Source organism: Pseudomonas sp. 008 (genome assembly GCF_016861935.1).
In the GTDB taxonomy this organism is placed as follows: domain Bacteria; phylum Pseudomonadota; class Gammaproteobacteria; order Pseudomonadales; family Pseudomonadaceae; genus Aquipseudomonas.
Genome location: NZ_BOMA01000002.1, coordinates 382,483 through 402,825, shown reverse-complemented (window position 1 = coordinate 402,825; position 20,343 = coordinate 382,483). Strand labels below are relative to the sequence as shown.

At 60.2% G+C, this 20,343-nt stretch carries 17 protein-coding genes and 1 pseudogene; 13 read left to right on the top strand and 5 right to left on the bottom strand.

Translation table 11 applies throughout. The annotated features are described in order from the left end of the window. The first annotated feature begins 55 nt into the window (after window positions 1-55). From JUI81_RS06360 to JUI81_RS06345, 4 genes are all read left to right on the top strand, one after another. The gene (locus JUI81_RS06360) at window positions 56-3,643 is read left to right on the top strand and encodes a DUF2339 domain-containing protein (RefSeq protein ID WP_204123946.1); all 3,588 of its coding nucleotides are present in this window, start codon (window positions 56-58) and stop codon (window positions 3,641-3,643) included. Beyond that, window positions 3,640-5,007 (top strand): DUF3999 domain-containing protein, encoded by a 1,368-nt coding sequence (locus tag JUI81_RS06355; protein WP_019581814.1) that lies wholly within the window; start codon window positions 3,640-3,642, stop codon window positions 5,005-5,007. Before JUI81_RS06360 ends, JUI81_RS06355 begins: the two co-directional genes overlap by 4 nt. A 245-nt stretch (window positions 5,008-5,252) precedes the next feature. After that, a complete protein-coding gene (locus tag JUI81_RS06350) occupies window positions 5,253-6,263 on the top strand; it encodes a class 1 fructose-bisphosphatase (RefSeq protein WP_007933966.1) in 1,011 nt (336 codons plus the stop codon). Window positions 6,264-6,266: 3 nt separating this feature from the next. Further along, window positions 6,267-6,869 carry a DUF924 family protein gene (locus JUI81_RS06345; protein WP_019581815.1) on the top strand — a complete coding sequence of 201 codons (603 nt, stop codon included), beginning with the start codon at window positions 6,267-6,269 and terminating at the stop codon, window positions 6,867-6,869. 1 nt (window position 6,870) lies between these two features. Here the strand turns inward: JUI81_RS06345 and JUI81_RS06340 are convergent, their stop codons facing one another. From JUI81_RS06340 to JUI81_RS32170, 4 genes and pseudogenes are all read right to left on the bottom strand, one after another. Next, window positions 6,871-7,203, bottom strand: a complete 333-nt coding sequence (locus JUI81_RS06340; RefSeq protein WP_096481387.1) for a type II toxin-antitoxin system RelE/ParE family toxin — start codon at window positions 7,201-7,203, stop codon at window positions 6,871-6,873. Beyond that, window positions 7,200-7,472 (bottom strand): type II toxin-antitoxin system Phd/YefM family antitoxin, encoded by a 273-nt coding sequence (locus JUI81_RS06335; RefSeq protein WP_019581817.1) that lies wholly within the window; start codon window positions 7,470-7,472, stop codon window positions 7,200-7,202. The genes JUI81_RS06340 and JUI81_RS06335 overlap by 4 nt, the downstream gene beginning before the upstream one ends. Window positions 7,473-7,620: 148 nt before the next feature. Next, entirely contained in the window at window positions 7,621-8,385 is a 765-nt protein-coding gene (locus JUI81_RS32175) for a methyl-accepting chemotaxis protein (protein WP_370695245.1), read from the bottom strand. A 93-nt stretch (window positions 8,386-8,478) separates the two neighbouring features. Continuing rightward, window positions 8,479-9,501: pseudogene (locus JUI81_RS32170) on the bottom strand (cache domain-containing protein); the annotation flags it as partial. Between the two features lie 296 nt (window positions 9,502-9,797). Between JUI81_RS32170 and bamE the strand changes: the two are divergent. Continuing rightward, window positions 9,798-10,052 carry an outer membrane protein assembly factor BamE gene (bamE, locus tag JUI81_RS06325; protein ID WP_018929189.1) on the top strand — a complete coding sequence of 85 codons (255 nt, stop codon included), beginning with the start codon at window positions 9,798-9,800 and terminating at the stop codon, window positions 10,050-10,052. A 33-nt stretch (window positions 10,053-10,085) separates the two neighbouring features. After that, complete coding sequence (locus tag JUI81_RS06320) at window positions 10,086-10,655, top strand: lipocalin family protein (RefSeq protein ID WP_019581820.1); 570 nt, start codon at window positions 10,086-10,088, stop codon at window positions 10,653-10,655. 60 nt (window positions 10,656-10,715) lie between these two features. Here JUI81_RS06320 and JUI81_RS06315 read toward each other — a convergent pair whose 3' ends face one another. Continuing rightward, window positions 10,716-12,080: a formimidoylglutamate deiminase gene (locus JUI81_RS06315; protein ID WP_204123945.1), complete on the bottom strand. Its 1,365-nt coding sequence runs from the start codon at window positions 12,078-12,080 to the stop codon at window positions 10,716-10,718. A 146-nt stretch (window positions 12,081-12,226) separates the two neighbouring features. On the opposite strand from JUI81_RS06315, the gene hutC reads away from it, so the two are divergent. The 7 genes from hutC to hutH all read left to right on the top strand — a co-directional run bounded on the left by hutC (window position 12,227) and on the right by hutH (window position 20,242). Continuing rightward, window positions 12,227-12,937 carry a histidine utilization repressor gene (gene hutC, locus JUI81_RS06310; RefSeq protein ID WP_162135916.1) on the top strand — a complete coding sequence of 237 codons (711 nt, stop codon included), beginning with the start codon at window positions 12,227-12,229 and terminating at the stop codon, window positions 12,935-12,937. 12 nt (window positions 12,938-12,949) lie between these two features. Continuing rightward, entirely contained in the window at window positions 12,950-13,519 is a 570-nt protein-coding gene (locus JUI81_RS06305; RefSeq protein WP_019581823.1) for a HutD family protein, read from the top strand. A gap of 450 nt (window positions 13,520-13,969) precedes the next feature. Continuing rightward, window positions 13,970-15,667: a urocanate hydratase gene (gene hutU, locus JUI81_RS06300; protein WP_096481384.1), complete on the top strand. Its 1,698-nt coding sequence runs from the start codon at window positions 13,970-13,972 to the stop codon at window positions 15,665-15,667. 170 nt (window positions 15,668-15,837) lie between these two features. Next, window positions 15,838-16,806 carry an ABC transporter substrate-binding protein gene (locus JUI81_RS06295; RefSeq protein ID WP_018929183.1) on the top strand — a complete coding sequence of 323 codons (969 nt, stop codon included), beginning with the start codon at window positions 15,838-15,840 and terminating at the stop codon, window positions 16,804-16,806. Between the two features lie 70 nt (window positions 16,807-16,876). Further along, window positions 16,877-17,728 carry a proline/glycine betaine ABC transporter permease gene (locus JUI81_RS06290; protein ID WP_018929182.1) on the top strand — a complete coding sequence of 284 codons (852 nt, stop codon included), beginning with the start codon at window positions 16,877-16,879 and terminating at the stop codon, window positions 17,726-17,728. Next, window positions 17,725-18,555, top strand: a complete 831-nt coding sequence (locus tag JUI81_RS06285; protein WP_018929181.1) for a glycine betaine/L-proline ABC transporter ATP-binding protein — start codon at window positions 17,725-17,727, stop codon at window positions 18,553-18,555. The genes JUI81_RS06290 and JUI81_RS06285 overlap by 4 nt, the downstream gene beginning before the upstream one ends. A gap of 163 nt (window positions 18,556-18,718) precedes the next feature. Further along, window positions 18,719-20,242, top strand: a complete 1,524-nt coding sequence (gene hutH, locus JUI81_RS06280) for a histidine ammonia-lyase (RefSeq protein ID WP_204123944.1) — start codon at window positions 18,719-18,721, stop codon at window positions 20,240-20,242. Window positions 20,243-20,343: the final 101 nt, after the last annotated feature.

The window sequence follows — 20,343 nt, the reverse complement described above, 5'->3', positions numbered from 1 at the left end:
GCTGCGCGGTCAGTGCAAACGCCACAAGGCAATGGGCCGCTTAGGGATATCGACCATGCAATGGATGTTCATGCTGATTGGGCTGCTGCTGGGCTGGATGCTTGACGAGTCGTTCAGCGAGGCGCTGTTGGGCGCTTTGCTCGGGCTGGGTCTCGGCCAGGCCATTCGCATTGGCCGCTTGAGTACTCAATCGACCGAGCAGCGACGCTTGCTTGATCAGGCTCAGGTTGCGCTGAATGCGGTCGAGCAGCGACTGGCGTTGCTGGAGGTGTCGGGTGCCAAGGCACCTGAACCAGGCGAACCGGTTGTCAGCGAACCCGCTGAGTCGCCTGAAATCATTCTTGAGCAAGCCCCTCTCGCACCTACTGAGCTGGTCTGGGAGCTACCCCCCGAATTCGAACCCATCACTGTGGCCGCTGCCGAAACCAGTCGTCCGTTGCCCGCCGATGTCTGGCAAGCCGAGCCGGTTGCCCGCAAACCGCAGCAACCGGCTGAGCCGCGCGGCCCGAACTTCATCGAGCGCGCCATCAGCGGCGCACGCAACTGGCTGTTCGGCGGCAATACCGTGTTGCGGGTCGGTGTGGTGCTGTTGTTCCTCGGCCTGGCCTTCCTGTTGCGCTATGCCACAGAAGGCATGGTAGTGCCGATCGAGTTGCGTTACGCCGGCGTTGCGGCGGCGGCCTTGGGCCTGCTCGCGCTGGGCTGGTGGCTGCGACTGCGCAACAGCAACTACGCGCTGATGCTGCAAGGCACCGGGATCGCGGTGTTGTACCTGACGGTATTTGCCGCGATGCGTCTGCATCCGTTGCTTGATCCAAAGGCAGCATTGGGTCTGTTGGTGGTGGTGACGGTGTTCTCGGCGATTCTCGCCATTACCCAAAATGCGTTGGGCCTGGCCGCCGCTGCCGCGTTGGGCGGTTTCGTCGCGCCGATCCTGACCTCCACTGGCGCCGGCAATCACGTCGCGTTGTTCAGCTATTTCGCCCTGCTCAACGCTGGCATCCTCGCCATCGCGTGGTTCAAGGCCTGGCGGCTGCTCAACCTGATCGGGTTTGTCGGCACCTTCGGCATCGGCTTTGCCTGGGGTCTGCGCTCCTATAGACCGGAGTTGCTGTGGAGTACCGAGCCGTTCCTGATTCTGTTCTTCCTGATGTACCTGGCCATCGGTTTGTTGTTCACCCGGCGCAAGTTGCTGGAGATGAGCGACGCGCCCGAGGACGACAGCCGTGAAGCGCTGCTGCGCTGGTCGGCGCACAAGGGCGATTACGTCGACGGCATGATGCTGTTCGCGCCACCGTTGGTGGGCTTCGGTCTGCAGTTCGCACTGGTGGAGCACTTTGAATTTGCCGCGGCCTTCAGCGCCTTGGCCCTGGGCATTATTTACATGAGCCTGGCCCGGTTGCTGATGGGTGGTCGAGCACTGTTGTTGGCCGAAACCTGTCTGGCGCTGGGGGTGATCTTCGCCAGCCTGGCGATCCCTCTGGGGCTTGATGCGCGTTGGACTGCCGCAGCCTGGGCGGTGGAAGGCGCGGGGATTTTCTGGCTCGGCCTGCGTCAACGACGGCCGCTGGCGCGGGCCTTTGCCTTGCTGTTGCAATTGGGCTCGGCGTTGGCCTTTATCAGCGAATTGCGCAGCGGCGAGAGCAGCCTGCTCGACGGTGCGCCGCTGGGGGCGTTGATGCTCGGCGTGGCGCTGCTGTTCAGCTTCTACCAATTACGCAAAGCGTTGCCTGAACAAGCGTTGCCGTGGGAACGCCAGGGGTTGCCGGTGCTGGCCTGCCTGGGCCTGACGTTCCTCTATCTGCTGGCGCCGCTGTTTTTCTTCACTCACGGCACGGCGATCAGTTGGGCGCTGGCCGGGTTGGCGACGCTGTTCGTCGGCCTGCGCCTGCAATCGCGGGCGTTCCTGTTCAGCGCGTTCGCTGTGCAACTGCTTGGCGGTGCGTTGTTCCTGGTGCGGCTGCGAGGGGCGAGCGGAGACTCGGCTGCGGTGTTCAGCGCCGGCTGGAGCGGTTTGCTCAGCGCATCTTTGATCGGGCTGGCACTGATCGCCGGCATGTTGTTGGCGGCCCGGGACGAAATGGTGCGCAGTGACGTACGTTTGCTGCGTGGCTTGTCAGTGGTGCTATTGGCCGGTCTGGTGCTGATCAACCTGGCTGTGCTGTTCGTGTTGCCGTGGCAAACCGCGAGTGCGGTGTGGGCGGCCAGTGGTTTGTTCATCATCTGGCTGAGTCTGTACCTGAAGCAGCGGGTGAGTTTTGTCTTTGGTCTGCTGTTGCAGGTGATCGGCGGCGTAGCGTTCCTGTTCGCCGGGCCAGACCTGCTTGGGCCGCTGCTCAGCGAAGGCTTGCGACCGTTGGCGCATAGCGGGTTCTGGACGCCGCTGGTGCTGGGGCTGGCGGCATTTGTCGGGGCCTGGCGTCTGCAGCTAGGCAACCATGCTTCGGCTTTCGATGTGTTGAGCCTGCAGCGCTTGTCCGAAGTGTTGCTGGTGTGGGGAACGGGTTGGTGGGCTCTGGCGTGGATCAGCGAAGTGCTGCGTTTTGCGCCTGTGAACCTGCAAGCGACGTTGTTGATGGCGGTCGCGGCGGTGAGTGTGGCGCTGTGGGCGGTGCTGGCGCTGCGCCTGAAGTGGTCGTCGCTGGGCTTGCTCTGCACCTTGCTGATTCCCGCCGCCGGTCTGGTGTTGCTCGCGGCCTGGCATTCGCGTTATCACCCGGCCGCCAACTTCGGCTGGCTGGTTTGGGCCGCGGTGTTCGTCGTGCATTTCATCTCGTTGCAGCGTCTGGCGTCGATGCTGCCCGAAAAAGCCCTGAGCACCGCCCATGTGCTCGGCTGCTGGCTGTTGATCGGCGTGCTAGCCCTGGAGCTGCGTTATGGCTTGCTACTGTTGTCGGAGCAGTACAACGCCTGGCGTTGGCTGGGTTGGGCGATTCTGCCGAGCCTGTATCTGGTGCTGATGGCCGCACCGCGTGCGTGGCCATGGCCAGTGTCGGCTTATTCCCGCGAGTACCGGGTCTATGCCGCTGCGCCGTTGGCGGTGTTGATGCTCGGCTGGTTCTGGCTGGCGAACATCGCCAGCGACGGCACCGCCGAGCCATTGCCCTATGTGCCGCTGATCAACCCGCTGGAGCTGGGCCTGTTGTTCGCCCTGTTCGGCGTTTATGTCTGGTCCCGCAACGCAGTCACGCAACTGGCGATCCGCAAGGATTACACCGATAACGCCACGCAGGTGATTGCCGGTGTTTCACTGTTCGCCTTCTTTACCGCGTTGGTGATGCGCGCGGCTCACCACTGGGGTGGCGTGCCGTTCGCGCTGGATCTGCTGCTTGAATCGATGCTGGTGCAGGCCGGCCTGTCCATCGTTTGGACCCTGATGGCCCTGAGCCTGATGATCGGTGGGCATCTGCGTCACCGCCGTGAAGTCTGGCTGATCGGCGCAGGGCTGATCGCGCTGGTGGTCGCCAAGCTGTTCTTCGTTGAATTGAGTAACCGTGGCGGGTTGGCGCGGATCGTGTCGTTTATCGGCGTTGGCGTGTTGCTGTTGGTGGTGGGCTATTTCGCCCCGTTGCCACCCAAGCGTGCCGAAGCCGTGCCGGATGCTGAAAAACCGGCCCCTGAAACCGAAGGAGCGTCATCTTGAGTCAGAAGCTGAACCTGGGCTGGTGGGCTGCTGTTGTGCTGGGTGTGACACTGTCGGCTGGCGCGCAGGAAAAACCTGCGGACTTCGCCACGCAGGTGCCATTGTCTGTGAGCGGCGAAGGCCCGTGGTATCGCCTGGAGTTGCCCTTGGGCGTGCAACTGAACGCGCGGCAAACCGATCTCAGCGATGTGCGTGTGTTCAACGCCGCCGGTGAGCCTCAGGCGTACGCTCTGGCCCGAGAGCCTGCGCAGACCCACGAAAACCGCACGCTGACCGACGTAAAGTGGTTCCCGTTGTACAACTCGGCGGATGCCAGCGAACGCACGCCAAGCGTACGGGTGCAATCGAACACCAACGGCACGTTGATCGAAGTGCAGCCGTCCAGCCAGTTGGAGGCGGGCGAAGAAGAACTGCGCGGCTGGTTACTCGATGCCAGCGGCATCAAGGCGCCGTTGCAGCAATTAATCCTCGACTGGACCAGTGAACGCGACGGCTTCCAGCGTTTCAGCATCGAGGCCAGCAACGATTTGCAGCATTGGCAGTCGTGGGGTGAAGGGCAGGTGGCGCGTCTGACGTTTGCCGACGAACGGGTCGAGCAACATGAAGTCGGCCTGCCGGGGCAATCGGCGCGCTATCTGCGTTTGCTTTGGAATTCGCCTCAGTCGGCGCCAGTGCTGACCTCGGCGCAACTGGAAAGCACCAATCCTCGCACCTTGCCGCTGCCGTTGGTCTGGTCGCAACCCCTGGCCGGCAGCAGCGTGAAGGCCGGTGAGTACATCTGGCAATTGCCGATGGGGTTGAACGTCCAGCGTTTGCAGATCGAGCTGAATCAGCCCAACAGCCTGGCACCGGTAACGTTGTCGGGGCGCCGGGAGACCAGCCTGCCGTGGCAACCGCTGACCAACGGTTTGCTCTATCGCCTGACCCAGAATGGCCAAGACGTGGTGCAGAACGAATTGCAGTTGTCGGGACAGACCGTGCAGCAATTGAAGCTGACGGTAGATGAGCGCGGCGGCGGCCTGGGCGCCGAAGCACCCACCGTGCGGTATGCCGTGCGCTCCACGCAACTGGTGTTCCTGGCACGCGGTGCCGGGCCTTATACGCTGGCGCTGGGAAGTGCGACGGTGAAGGCTGCAAGCTTGCCGCTGTCGACGCTGATTCCCGATTACAGCGCGGCGAAGCTGGCGACGCTGGGCAAGGCGACGGTGGACGGCGGGGCCGTGGTGACCCCGGTGGCGACAGCGCCCACGGTGCTGGGCACGAACTGGAAAAAGATCGGGCTGTGGGCGGTGTTGCTGCTCAGTGTGCTGTTTCTGGGGGGGATGGCATTCAGTTTGCTGCGCAAGCCTGCTGCTAAATCCTGAGGATGGCTGGCGCTGTGCGCCAGATCGCGGGCAAGCCGCTCCTGCAGGGGCGAGGCTTGCCCGCGAAGACGTCCTTCCTGCCACCAAAAATATCGAAACTGGCGCCCAATCCCGGCCCATTTCCAACTACGCTCAACCCCGCGCATGAACTCTATTGGGTGTATCACGTCTGATAGGAGGAAATGCGCCCCGACTCGCGTTAAACTGCGCGGGTTTTTAGCCCCCCCATTCCTCCGGAGCCGTCCATGTCCCGCGTTACCCTGAGTCGCTATTTGATTGAGCAGACCCGCAGCAACAACACTCCTGCCGATCTGCGTTTCCTGATCGAAGTGGTGGCGCGTGCCTGTAAGGAAATCAGCCACGCCGTCTCCAAAGGCGCCCTGGGTGGTGTCCTGGGCAGCATGGGCACTGAAAACGTCCAAGGTGAAGTGCAGAAGAAGCTTGATGTGATGTCCAACGACATCCTGCTCGAAGCCAACGAATGGGGCGGTCACCTGGCCGGCATGGCATCCGAAGAAATGGACAATGCCTACCAGATCCCGGGCAAATACCCGAAAGGCGCGTACCTGCTGGTGTTCGACCCGCTGGACGGTTCGTCGAACATCGACATCAACGCGCCGGTCGGTACGATCTTCTCGGTGCTGCGTTGCCCGAACGAATACCTGACCCAGAACGAGCCTTTGAACGAAAAGGCCTTCCTGCAGCCAGGCACTCAGCAGGTTGCCGCCGGTTACGCGATTTACGGTCCACAGACCATGCTGGTGCTGACCCTGGGCAATGGCGTCAAAGGCTTCACCCTGGATCGTGAAATGGGCAGCTTCGTACTGACCCATGAAGACATCACGATACCGGAGTCCACGCAGGAATTCGCGATCAACGCGTCCAACAAGCGTCACTGGGAAGCGCCGGTACAACGTTACGTCGACGAATTGCTGGCTGGCGATGAAGGCCCGCTGAAGAAGAACTACAACATGCGTTGGGTCGCCGCGATGGTGGCCGACGTGCACCGCATCCTGACCCGCGGCGGTCTGTTCATGTACCCACGCGACAGCCGCGAGCCGTCGAAGCCGGGCAAACTGCGCCTGATGTACGAAGCCAACCCGATGTCGTTCCTGGTGGAGCAAGCGGGTGGCGCATCCACTGACGGCCACCAGCGCATCCTCGACATCCAGCCGGAAGGCCTGCACCAGCGTGTTGCGGTGTTCCTCGGTTCGAAAGAAGAAGTTGCCCGCGTCACGGCTTACCACAAGGAATAAAACATGACCGTGCCCTGGCAGCCGTTACTCGAATGGTGGTTTGGATCTTTCGAATCACCCAACGAAATAGCGGCTGACAAGGGCAAGTTATGGTTCGGCAAGCGTGACAGTCAGGACCTCGAAGCGCGGATGCGTTTCGGGGATCTGGTCGAGCAGGCACTGGCCGGCGGATTGACCGAATGGGCGCAACGCCCCGAAGGTTGGCTGGCCCTGGTGCTGTTACTCGATCAATTGCCGCGAATGATCTTTCGCGACACCCCCAAATCCTTTTCCGGCGACGTCAGGGCCCAGGCACTGGTGGCGCAAGGCATTGCCGCGGATTTCGATCGGCAACTGCGACCGATCCAGCGGGTTTTTATCTATCTGGTGTTCGAGCACTGCGAAAACCTGGCGGTGCAGAACGAAGCGGTTTCGCGGTTTCTCGATCTGGTTGAACAGCAACCCGAGGCGGATCGGGCGGTGTTTGCCAGCAACCTGGATTACGCCGAACGGCATCAGAAGATCATTGCGCGATTTGGGCGGTTTCCCCATCGCAATGCGGTGTTGGGGCGTGAGTCTACGGCTGAGGAGCTGGAGTTTTTGAGTGGGCCGGGGTCACGGTTCTGACTCACGGATTCCCCTGCAGCAGTCGTTTCATCAGCAGTGTCGGCAGGTTTTTTCGCGTATCGGCAATGATGTGGACGTAAACCGTTTGCTCCCGCACTTCATAAATGATCCGGTTCATTCCTGAGAGAATTTGTCGATATTGGCTGAGATTGAGCTTCTCGATCTCTTCCGGGACTGGCCCTGCATAGGGCTGACTTCCCAAATGGCGGATGGCTGCCTTTAGATTGGCGTAGGTGTTTTGCCATGTCTGTGCAGAAAACTGTTTGGTGAGATAAGTACGAATTTCTTTGAGGTCTGTTTCGGCGGATTGAAGAATGACGACCTTTAAACTCATTGATGGTCGGCCTTGTCCAAATCCGCGAAGACGTCTTCAGCATCCCGAAACTTGCCCTCTTCAATCTCCCGATTACCCATCGCCAAGAGCTTCAAAAGAGCCATTGTGTCTTCTTGCTCTTCAAAGCTTTTCACATCCATGACCACGAGCTTCGCTTCACCATTTTGGGTGATCACCAAGGGTTCACGGTTCTCTGTGATTGTTTTGACGATTTCCGCAGTGTGGCTTTTCAGGTAACTGATCGGTTTTATTTGAGATGAAAGCTTCATGGAGTGAGCCTCGCCAGATTGAATAGGACTGAGTTTAGTCTTAATTCAGTCCTGCGTCAGGTTCTGCCGACCGGCGTTCTTTTGTAGAGCATGAGCCCAAGGCTTCAGACAATCATTGCGCCTGATACCGCCTTCGCGGGCAAAAGCACTAGATCCGGAAACTCCCCACCAATTGCTTCAACCGCGCCGCTTGCTGCTCAAGATCGGCACACGCACGCAACGTCGACTGCAAATTCTCCACACCTTCCTGGTTCAGCGTGTTGATCTCGGTGATGTCGACGTTGATCGATTCCACCACGGCGGTCTGTTCTTCAGTCGCGGTAGCCACCGACTGGTTCATCCCGTCGATTTCACCGATGCGCTGCGTCACGCTGCCCAGGCGTTCGCCGGCCTGGTTGGCGATGCCGACGCTGCTTTCGCTCTGGCGCTGGCTGTCGGTCATGGTGCTGACCGCTTCCCGGGCGCCAACTTGCAGCTCCTCGATCATCTTCTGCACTTGCTGCGCCGAATCCTGAGTGCGGTGGGCGAGGTTGCGTACTTCGTCGGCCACCACGGCAAAACCACGGCCGGCTTCACCGGCGCGCGCCGCTTCGATGGCCGCGTTGAGGGCCAGCAGGTTGGTTTGCTGCGAGATGCTGGTGATCACTTCCAGAATCTGTCCGATGTTCACCGTGTTGCTGTTCAGGGTTTCGATGTTGCCGCACGAATCGCTGATTTTTGCCGAAAGCTGGTGCATCGCGGCGATGGTTTTATCCACTACCTGCTGACCCTCTTCGGCCAGGCTGCGCGCGTCGCTCGAATGTTGCGAGGCGAGGGCGGCGTTCTGGGCGATTTCCTGGGCGGCGGCACCGAGTTGGTTGATCGCTGCCGCGACGCTGCTGGTGCGCGAGGCCTGTTGATCGGAGTTGAACATCGACGAGTTCGAGGCCGCCACTACGCGCAGGGCAACTTCGTTGACCTGGCCGGTGGCCGAAGATACTTCGCGGATCGAGGTGTGGATACGCTCGACGAAACGGTTGAACGAGGTGCCCAGAGCACCGAATTCGTCCTGGCCGTGAATGGTCAGGCGTTTGGTCAGGTCGCCTTCGCCCTCGGCGATGTCATGCATGGCGCGGCCCATGATCAGCAGAGGCTGCATCAGTACGCGGATCAACATGCTCAGCAGCGCGATGATGATCACCACGGCGATGACCATGGCGATGATCGCCGAGGTGCGGAATTCGCTGAGCATCGAGAACGCGGTTTCCTGATCCAGTACCAGCGCCACGTACCAGTCCGCCGACGGCACACCGTTAACGTGGGTGAAGGAGATGAACTGGGTTTTGCCGTCCAGTTCGACTTCTTTCAGGCCCGAACTGACTTTCGGCGCGCCGTTGGGGTAGGCGTCGGCCAGGTTCTTGAGTATCAGTTTGCTGTCCGGGTGGATCAGGATCTTGCCGTCGGCACTGACAATGAACGCATGACCATGACCGCCGAAGTTCAGCGAGTTGATGATCGCGCTGACGCTGGACAAGTCGATATCCGCGCCGGCGACACCAATCATCTGGCTCTGGTACTTCACCGGCGTGGCCACGGTGATCACCAGTTTGCCCGACGACGCCGCGATGTAGGGTTCAGTGACGATGGTCTGTTGCGCGTTGTTGGCTGCCTTGTACCAGCCACGGGCGCGAGGGTCGTAGTCCGCAGCGCGGTTGCCGGCCGGGATCGAGAACATCACGCCATCGGTGCCGCCGAAGTAGCTCAGCTGGAAGTTGCTGGTATAGGCCGGCAGGTCGATGGCGCGTTTGAGATTGGCCGGGGCGCCGCCGTCCACGGCGATCTGCTGGGACAGCGATTGCAGCAATTGGATGCGGCTTTCCAGCCAGGTCTGGATGTTACTGGTGGTCAGGCTGCCGAGTTCCTGCATCGAGGACTCGGTACTGCTGCGCAGGGTTTGACGCTGGCGGTAATCGTTGAACAGGATGAAACAGGCGAATGCAACGGCCACCACGAGAGCGGCTGCCAACAAGATCTTGTGGCTGAATTTCATGTTTCTGGTCATTAAATGATCTACCGCGCAGTGGCTGGTCAGCAAAGGGGCGTCAATTTGCCACAGTCGAGGGCTTGGCGCTGCTTTTATGTCGACTGGCCAGCGCCAAAGATTAGGCGGGTATTGACGAAAACCGACGAAATACCCAATGACCTGAGAAAGGGGCTGATTTATCAGTAAAAGGCTGACGAGTGGCCTAATAAATAGGCGGACGGTCGGGGAACCAGATTAGGGTTTTCTCTTCTAAGCTTCTGGTTGGCAACATGCCACCTCTCTTCCGCTCCAGGAGTTACACCATGTCGCTGCGTTCTATCGCCTTGCTCTCGTTCTGCGTGCTGTTGGCCGCGTGCAGCAAGATCAATCAGGAAAATTATTCGAAGCTGTCGACCGGCATGCCCAAGGCCCAGGTTGAAACCTTGCTGGGCAAACCCACCGACTGCTCGGGCGCACTCGGCATGTCCAGCTGCACCTGGGGCGACAAAAACAGCTTTATCAGCGTGCAGTATGCCGGTGACAAAGTGCTGATGTTTTCGGGCCAAGGCCTGAAGTAAACCGGGGCTTTTCGCCCACGGGAGAAAAAAATAATGAAGCGGTTCCTGATCGTTCTTTTGGCCGGCCTGGTATTGGCCGGCTGCGCCTCTTCTGGCGTAGATCCGTTGGCGCCCAAGACCGTCAATAGTGTCAACCTCAAGCGTTACCAGGGAACCTGGTACGAATTGGCGCGTCTGCCGGTGTATTTCCAGCGTAACTGTGCGCAATCCGAAGCCCATTACAGCCTCAAGCCTGACGGTGAGATGGCGGTGCTGAACCGCTGCCTGACCTCGCAATGGCAATGGGAAGAGGCCAAGGGCAGGGCTTATCCACAGGTACCCGGCAAGGCCGACAAGCTGTGGGTCGAGTTCGATACCTGGTTCTCGAGACTGATACCCGGTGTGTCGAAGGGAGAGTACTGGGTGTTGTACGTCAGCGATGACTACAAGACCGCGATTGTCGGCGACCCGAGCCGCCATCACCTCTGGCTGCTGTCACGGACCCCGACGGTCAATGGCGTAGTGCGTGAAGAACTGCTGAGCAGGGCGCGTCAGCAGGGCTATGACACGACGCGACTGATCTGGCGTACGTCGGATAGCAAGATGGCCAAGACCTCGAACTAACGGTCACCGAAGAGCAAAAACTGTGGGAGTGAGCAGGCTCGCTCCCACAGTTTTTTTGCGTCAGCCCAAGAGATCGCGCAGGACTTGGGTGAATGCCCGGTTACTCTCTTCCTCGTCGGCATGCCGCCCATCGCGCACGACCCACTGGCCATTGACCAGCACATCCCGGACCTGGCGATCGCCACCGGCAAACAGCCAACGATTGAGAATCCCGTCGCCACTGGCTGTCGCCAGGTATGGATCGTTGCCATCCAGCACCAACCAATCTGCGCGCTTGCCGACTTCCAGGGCGCCGATCGGCTGCCCCAGCGCCTGGGCGCCGCCATCCAGCGCTGCGTCGTACAGCGTGCGGCCGACCATCGGCTGATTCGCGCCATACAACCGATTACGCCGCTGATCGCGCAGACGCTGGCCGTATTCCAGCCAGCGCAATTCTTCAACCACGCTCAACGACACATGGCTGTCGGAACCGATACCCATGCGCCCGCCCTGCGCCAGGAAGTCCACCGCCGGGAAAATCCCGTCGCCGAGGTTGGCTTCAGTGGTCAGGCACAGGCCGGCGATGGCGCGGCTCTTGGCCATGAGCGTGACTTCTTCCGGGTTGGCGTGGGTGGCGTGGACCAGGCACCAGCGTTGATCGACCTCGGTGTTTTCGTACAGCCATTGCAGCGGACGGCGACCGCTCCAGCTAAGGCAGTCGTCGACTTCCTTCTGCTGCTCGGCGATGTGAATGTGCACCGGGCATTGCTTGTCGCTGGCTGCCAGCACTTCGCTGATCTGCTGTGGGGTTACCGCGCGTAACGAGTGGAAACACAGGCCGAGCGACTGCGCCGGTTGCTGCGCCAGAATCGGCTGCAAACGCGACTGAAGCTTCAGGTAGTTTTCGGTGCTGTTGATAAAGCGGCGCTGGCCTTCGTTCGGGGTCTGGCCGCCGAAACCGGAGTGGCTGTAGAGCACCGGCAGCAAGGTCAAGCCGATACCGGCGGAGCTGGCCGCCTGGCTGATGCGCAGTGCCAGTTCGGCTGGGTCCGCATACGGCTGGCCATTATTGTCGTGATGGACGTAATGAAATTCAGCGACCGATGTGTAACCGGCCTTGAGCATTTCGATGTACAGCTGACGGGCGATAACGCCGAGTTGGTCCGGGCTGATTTTTCCGACGAGCCGATACATCAGATCGCGCCAGGTCCAGAAACTGTCATTCGGATTACCCGCCACTTCCGCAAGTCCTGCCATGGCCCGCTGGAAGGCGTGGGAGTGTAAATTCGGCATTCCCGGCAGCAGCGGACCGCTCAACCGTTCGGCGCCATCTGCGTGGGAATCGGCCTGGATATGGGTCAGCACGCCATCGGCGTTGACTTCAAGACGTACATTGTTGGCCCATCCACTAGGCAGCAGCGCGCGTTCGGCAAAGAAGGCGGACATGGTTCAGCACCCCATCGTGTGTTATTTGTATATACATATACAGACGTTTGCCTGCTCGGTAAACTCCGGCAAGCTAGCAACCTCTAACAAATGAACAAGGATTAACCGTGCCGACTCCGCCTGCAGTCTCCCCGTTGGCCGCGAACATGGGCGACAGTCCGGCGCCCTTGTACGCCCGCGTAAAACAGATGATCACCCAGCAAATCGACAGTGGAAACTGGCCGCCGCACTACCGCGTTCCGTCGGAAAGCGAGCTGGTCAGCCAGCTGGGTTTCAGCCGCATGACCATCAACCGCGCCCTGCGCGAGATGACTGCCGACGGCCTGTTGGTGCGTATGCAAGGCGTCGGAACGTTCGTCGCCGAGCCGAAAAGTCAGTCTGCGCTGTTTGAAGTGCACAACATCGCCGACGAGATCGCCTCCCGTGGCCATCGTCACACGTGCAAGGTGATCACCCTCGAAGAAGAGGCCGCCGGTTCCGAGCGGGCCCTGGCCCTGGACATGCGCGAAGGCCAGAAGGTGTTCCACTCGCTGATCGTGCATTTCGAAAACGATATCCCGGTGCAAATCGAAGACCGCTTCGTCAACGCGCTGGTGGCGCCGGACTACCTCAAGCAAGACTTCACCCTGCAAACGCCTTACGCCTATCTGAATCAGGTCGCGCCGTTGACCGAAGGCGAGCATGTGGTCGAAGCGATTCTCGCCGAGCCGTCCGAGTGCAAGTTGCTACAGATTGAAAAGGGCGAACCGTGCCTGCTGATTCGTCGCCGCACCTGGTCCGGCCGTCAGCCAGTGACCGCTGCCCGTTTGATCCACCCCGGTTCCCGTCATCGTCTGGAAGGACGGTTCCACAAATAAGAAGAGCCATAAATGAGTCAGTTGAAGGTTTTACGCGCGGCCGATTACCCGCGCATGCCGTGGAAGAACGGCGGCGGCAGCACTGAAGAAATCACCCGTGATACGGGGGTAGGTCTTGATGGTTTTGGCTGGCGCCTGTCGATTGCCGACATCGGCGAGTCGGGCGGTTTTTCCACCTTTGCCGGTTATGAGCGGGTGATCACCGTGCTGCAAGGCGAGGGCATGACCTTGCGCGTTGATGGCCAGGACACGCGAGCGTTGTTACCGCTCGACCCGTTTGCTTTCAGTGGCGAGAGTCACGTGTCCTGCGCATTGCTCGGTGGGCCGATTCGCGACTTCAACCTGATTTATGCGCCGGATCGTTACAGTGCGCGGTTGCAGTGGCTGGAAGGCAAGCAGCGGTTTTTTAGTGAAGCCGGGACTCTGCTGGTGTTCAGTGTCAGTGAAGCGCTTGAAGTGAAGGTCGGTAACAGCGCATCGCAACTCGGTCGCCATGATTGTCTGCAACTGGACGGTAACGTCGGTCTGCAGGACGTCGCCATCAATGGTTCGTGCTGCGTCATTGAGCTGACTGCACGCTGATCCAATATCGAGTCGCCTCTATCGCGGGCAAGCCTCGCTCCCACAAGGTCGATGACAATCTTGTGGGAGCGATGCTTGCCCGCGATGCTTTTCGTCCTCGCAAATCCGTTCCCCATCGCGCACCAATTTGTTACCGAACGCCCCAGCGTGGCGCAAAACCATGCTCAAGTAACAACCAGCACGTCCCCGAATAAATCCCCGCGAAAAATTTCACTTACGCCAGAACCCTTGATCCAGGCGCTTTCCAGCCCTGTAAGAAATTTTCTTGGATGCTCATTCAACAAGTTGGCCGCTTGATTGCATATGCTTGTATGTACAAGTAAAGACGTATGTGTATGAGTCACGAAGACTCAACCATCGTCCACTGATTCGCTGATGTGCACTGATGCCCATCGGCTTGCTCGCCCACTGCCTGGGTTGGTTTGGATTGATTGCTGAGGAGTTCTTTTCGTGACTGAGAAAAAACCTACTACCGCCTCTTTTACAAAGCGCCGTGACGTTGAAATCCGCGCATCGCGTGGTAACAAGCTGACCGCCAAGAGCTGGCTGACTGAAGCGCCGCTGCGCATGCTGATGAACAACCTCGACCCGGAAGTCGCCGAGAACCCTAAAGAACTGGTGGTTTACGGTGGTATCGGTCGTGCGGCACGTAACTGGGAATGCTACGACAAGATCGTCGAAAGCCTGACTAACCTGAACGACGACGAGACCCTGCTGGTGCAATCCGGCAAGCCGGTCGGCGTGTTCAAGACCCACAGCAACGCACCACGCGTTCTGATCGCCAACTCCAACCTGGTACCACACTGGGCGAACTGGGAGCACTTCAACGAACTCGACGCCAAAGGCCTGGCCATGTACGGCCAGATGACCGCCGGCAGCTGGATCTACATCGGCAGCCAGGGCATCGTTCAAGGCACCTACGAAACCTTCGTCGAAGCCGGTCGCCAGCATTACAACGATGATCTGAAAGGTCGTTGGGTCCTGACCGCAGGCCTCGGCGGCATGGGCGGCGCTCAGCCTCTGGCTGCAACCCTGGCCGGCGCTTGCTCGCTGAACATCGAATGCCAGCAGGTCAGCATCGATTTCCGTCTGAAAAGCCGTTACGTCGACGAGCAAGCCAAAGACCTCGACGACGCCCTGGCCCGTATCGCCAAATACACTGCCGAAGGCAAGGCGATCTCCATCGCCCTGCTGGGCAACGCTGCGGAAATCCTCCCGGAACTGGTCCGTCGTGGCGTGCGCCCGGACATGGTCACCGACCAGACCAGCGCCCACGACCCGCTCAACGGCTACCTGCCGGCCGGCTGGACCTGGGACGAATACCGCGCTCGCGCCAAGACCGAACCTGCTGCCGTGGTCAAGGCCGCCAAGCAATCGATGGCCGTGCACGTTAAAGCGATGTTGGACTTCCAGAAAATGGGGGTGCCGACGTTCGACTACGGCAACAACATCCGTCAGATGGCGCAAGAAGAAGGTGTGGAAAACGCATTCGACTTCCCGGGTTTCGTACCGGCTTACATCCGTCCACTGTTCTGCCGTGGCATCGGCCCGTTCCGTTGGGCTGCGCTGTCGGGCGACCCGCAGGACATCTACAAGACCGACGCTAAAGTCAAAGAACTGATCCCGGACGACGCCCACCTGCACAACTGGCTGGACATGGCTCGCGAGCGCATCAGCTTCCAGGGTCTGCCGGCACGTATCTGCTGGGTTGGCCTGGGCCTGCGCGCCAAGCTCGGTCTGGCGTTCAACGAAATGGTCCGTAGCGGTGAATTGTCCGCGCCAATCGTGATCGGTCGCGACCACCTGGACTCCGGTTCCGTATCCAGCCCGAACCGCGAAACCGAATCGATGCAGGACGGTTCCGACGCCGTGTCCGACTGGCCACTGCTCAACGCTCTGCTGAACACCGCGAGCGGCGCGACCTGGGTTTCCCTGCACCACGGCGGCGGCGTCGGCATGGGCTTCTCCCAGCACTCGGGCATGGTGATTGTCTGCGACGGTACTGACGAAGCGGCTGAACGTATCGCTCGCGTGCTGCACAACGACCCGGCCACCGGTGTCATGCGTCACGCCGATGCGGGTTACCAGATCGCGATCGACTGCGCCAAGGAACAAGGGCTGAACCTGCCGATGATCACCGGCAAATAAGAGAAAAGACCACTGCAGGAGCTGTCGCGGCAGCTCCTGCAGAGATCACGATGTTGCAGACCCAACAATAAGCGGGGCGGGTCGCGCGTAGCGCAGGCCTGATTGGACGTGGACAGGGCTGGATGCCTCTTGACTGCCGTAAGCCAACTCATGATTAGGAGCGTCACACAATGAAATCGAACAAGACCCTGCTGACCACTTTGCTTTCCATGGGCCTGCTGGCCAGTGCCGGTGCTACCCAGGCGGCTGGCTGGTGCGAATCGGGTAAACCGGTGAAATTCGCCGGCCTGAACTGGGAAAGCGCCATGCTGCTGACCGACGTGCTGCAAGTCGTGTTGGAGAAAGGCTACGACTGCAAGACCGACAGCCTGCCGGGCAACTCCATCACCATGGAAAACGCCCTGAGCAGCAACGACATCCAAGTGTTCGCCGAAGAGTGGGTCGGCCGCAGCGAAGTCTGGAACAAGGCCGAGAAGGCCGGCAAGGTCGTCGGTGTCGGCGCTCCGGTGGTGGGTGCCGTCGAAGGCTGGTACGTGCCGCGCTACGTGATCGAAGGCGACGCCAAGCGCAAACTGGAAGCCAAGGCGCCGGACCTGAAAAACATTGCCGATCTGGCTAAATATTCCGCGGTATTCAAGGACGCCGAAGAGCCATCCAAAGGGCGTTTCTACAACTGCCCGGCCGGCTGGACCTGCGAGCTGGATAACAGCGAAATGCTGAAAAGCTACGGCCTGGAAAACAGCTACACCAACTTCCGTCCAGGCACCGGCCCGGCGCTGGATGCGGCGGTGCTGTCGAGCTACAAGCGTGGCGAGCCGATCCTGTTCTACTACTGGTCGCCAACCCCGCTGATGGGCCAGATCGACGTGGTCAAACTGGAAGAAAAACCGGGTGTCGACAAGCGCGTGACCATCAAGGTCGGCCTCTCCAAGACTTTCCACGAGCAGGCCCCGGAACTGGTGACCGTGCTGGAAAAGGTCAACCTGCCGATCGACCTGTTGAATCAGAACTTGGGGCGTATGGCCAAAGAGCGGATCGAGTCGCCAAAACTGGCCAAGATCTTCTTGAAGGAACATCCTGAAGTCTGGCACGCGTGGGTGAGCGAAGACGCAGCCAAGAAAATCGACGCGGCCTTGTAGGTTGAGCCTCTCCGACTGTCGGCAACGGCAGTCGGATGCTTGATCGCAACCCCTTGATTGAGAGTCTCTTATGTTTCCCGAAAGCTTTACCTTTTCCATCGCCGACTGGGTCAACGGTTGGGTCGATACGCTGGTCACCAACTACGGCGACGTGTTCCGCAGCATCTCTGACACCCTGCTGTGGGCCATCGTCAATCTTGAAGGGCTGCTCCGTGCGGCGCCCTGGTGGCTGATGCTGGCGATCGTGGCGGGCGTGGCCTGGCACGCGACCCGCAAAGTCGTGACCACGGCGGTCATCGTCGGCCTGCTGTTCCTGGTGGGCGCGGTCGGTCTCTGGGACAAGCTGATGCAGACCCTGGCGCTGATGATGGTGGCGACGGTCATCTCGGTGCTGATCGGCATTCCGTTGGGCATTCTTTCTGCGCGCAGCAATCGCCTGCGTTCGGTGTTGATGCCGTTGCTGGACATCATGCAAACCATGCCGAGCTTCGTGTACCTGATCCCGGTGCTGATGCTGTTCGGCCTGGGCAAGGTCCCGGCGATTTTCGCTACCGTTATTTACGCTGCGCCGCCGCTGATCCGCCTGACCGATCTGGGTATTCGCCAGGTTGACGGTGAAGTGATGGAAGCGATCAACGCCTTCGGTGCCAACCGCTGGCAGCAACTGTTCGGCGTGCAACTGCCGCTGGCCCTGCCGAGCATCATGGCCGGGATCAACCAGACCACCATGATGGCCCTGTCGATGGTGGTGATCGCCTCGATGATCGGTGCCCGTGGCTTGGGTGAAGACGTATTGGTGGGGATTCAGACCCTCAACGTCGGACGTGGTCTTGAGGCCGGTCTGGCGATCGTGATTCTGGCAGTGGTGATCGACCGCATTACACAGGCGTACGGTCGTGCACGGCATGAGGTGAGCAAATGAGCAACGCAGCCATCAGCAAGATCGAAGTCAAAAACGTCTTCAAGATTTTCGGCAACCGTTCCAAGGATGCGCTGGCCATGATTAGCCAGGGCAAAACCAAAGACCAGGTATTGGCCGAAACCGGTTGCGTGGTCGGCGTGAATGACCTGTCGCTGAGCATCGGCACCGGCGAGATCTTCGTGATCATGGGCCTGTCGGGTTCCGGCAAGTCGACCCTGGTGCGTCACTTCAACCGCCTGATTGACCCGACCAGCGGCGCGATCCTGGTGGACGGCGTGGACATCCTGCAATACGACATGGAAGCCTTGCGCGAATTTCGCCGGCACAAGATCAGCATGGTGTTCCAGAGCTTTGGCCTGCTGCCGCACAAAAGCGTGCTGGATAACGTCGCCTACGGCCTGAAAGTGCGTGGCGAGAGCAAGCAGATGTGCGCCGAGCGCGCGCTGCACTGGATCAACACCGTGGGCCTGAAGGGCTACGAAAACAAATACCCGCATCAGCTTTCCGGCGGTATGCGCCAGCGTGTGGGCTTGGCTCGCGCCTTGGCGGCGGACACCGACATCATCCTGATGGACGAAGCTTTCAGCGCCCTCGACCCGCTGATCCGCGCCGAAATGCAGGACCAGTTGCTGGAACTGCAAAAGACCCTGCACAAGACCATCGTCTTCATCACCCACGACCTCGATGAGGCCGTGCGCATCGGCAACCGCATCGCGATCCTCAAGGATGGCCGGCTGATTCAGGTCGGCACGCCACGAGAGATCCTGCATTCGCCGGCGGATGAGTATGTAGACCGGTTCGTACAGCGGCGGGCTGCGGTGGTTTGAGGTTGATGATTGGCGAGTGGTGAGATCCATTGTGGCGAGGGGGCTTGCCCCCGTTGGGCTGCGGAGCAGCCCCAAAAAATCTGCGACCGCTTCGCGCTCGAACGGGGGCAAGCCCCCTCGCCACAGGGTTTCATTGATCAATAGAATGTGTATGAGGCTCTAGATGTCCCAGGCTGAAAAAATCGTTATCGCCGATGCCCCGTTGCGTTGGCAGGATGTGGTCGCGGTCGCCCGCCACGGCGCGCAGCTTGAGCTGTCGGCCCAAACCTGGACGCGGATCGAGAATGCCCAGGCGATCGTCCAGCGCATCGTCGCCAGCGGCGAGCGCGCCTATGGCGTCAACACCGGCCTGGGCGCCTTGTGCAACGTCTCGCTCAAGGACGAACAACTCAGCCAGCTGTCGCGCAATACCTTGCTCAGCCATGCCTGCGGCGTCGGTGCTCCGCTGTCCGACGAGCAGACTCGCGCGATCCTCTGCGCCGCGATCCACAACTACAGCCATGGCAAATCCGGCATTCACCGCCGGGTGGTCGAAGCCCTGCTGGCGCTGCTCAATCGCGGCATCACTCCGCAAGTGCCGTCCCAGGGGTCGGTCGGTTATCTGACCCACATGGCCCACATCGGCATCGCGCTGCTGGGCGTCGGTAATGTCAGCTATCGCGGGCAGATCGTTTCTGCACAACAAGCCTTGGCCGAAGAAGGGCTGCAACCGGTTCAACTGGGTGCCAAAGATGGTTTGTGCCTGGTCAACGGCACACCGTGCATGACTGGCCTCATCTGCCTGGCCCTGGCCGATGCAACGAACCTGGTGCAGTGGGCCGATGTGATCGGCGCCATGAGCTTCGAAGCCCAGCGTGGCCAGATTGCCGCGTTCGACGCCGAGATCATTGCGCTCAAACCGCATCCGGGCATGCAACAGGTGGGTATCAATCTGCGAGCGTTGCTCGACGGCAGTGAAGTGATCGCCAACAGCAAAGGCATTCGCACTCAGGATGCATTAAGCATCCGCTCGATTCCGCAAGTGCATGGCGCTGCCCGCGATCAGCTGGAGCACGCCAGAAAACAGATCGAAACCGAGCTCAACTCCGCGACCGACAACCCGTTGCTGCTGGGCACGCCGGACAATTTCCGCGTCATGTCCCAGGCCAATCCGCACGGCCAATCAGTTGCTTTGGCGGCTGACTTGCTCGCCATTGCCATGGCCGAAATCGGCTCTATCGCCGAGCGTCGCCTGGACCGCTTGGTCAACCCGCACGTCAGCGGTTTGCCGGCCTTTCTGGTGGCCAATCCGGGCGTGAATTCCGGGATGATGATCGTGCAATACGTCGCCGCGTCGCTGTGTGCGGAAAACCGCCAGTTGGCGCAACCGGCGGTGCTCGATAACTACGTCACTTCGGGCTTGCAGGAAGACCACCTGAGCATGGGCACCAACGCCGCGCTGAAGCTGCATCGCGCGTTGGAAAACTGCACGCAGATCCTCGCCATCGAGTACCTGTTGGCGGCTCAGGCTTTTGAATTCCTGAAAGAACAACGCTTCGGCGCCGGCACCGATGCCGCGTGGCGCCTGCTGCGCGAACGTATTCCGGCCTACGACCAGGACCGCTGGCTGGCGCCGGACATCGCCAGCGCCGCTGCTGTTTTGAAAGACCCGATTTTGCTGCACAAGGCTGTACCGAACCTCAACTGATTTCCACAACCACCAGCGTGCCAAGGCGCGGCCCCTCCAAAAGGCGGGAAGCGACGGACAACGGATATCTCCGGAGCGTCTGGTTAGTTAATAAAAATGCT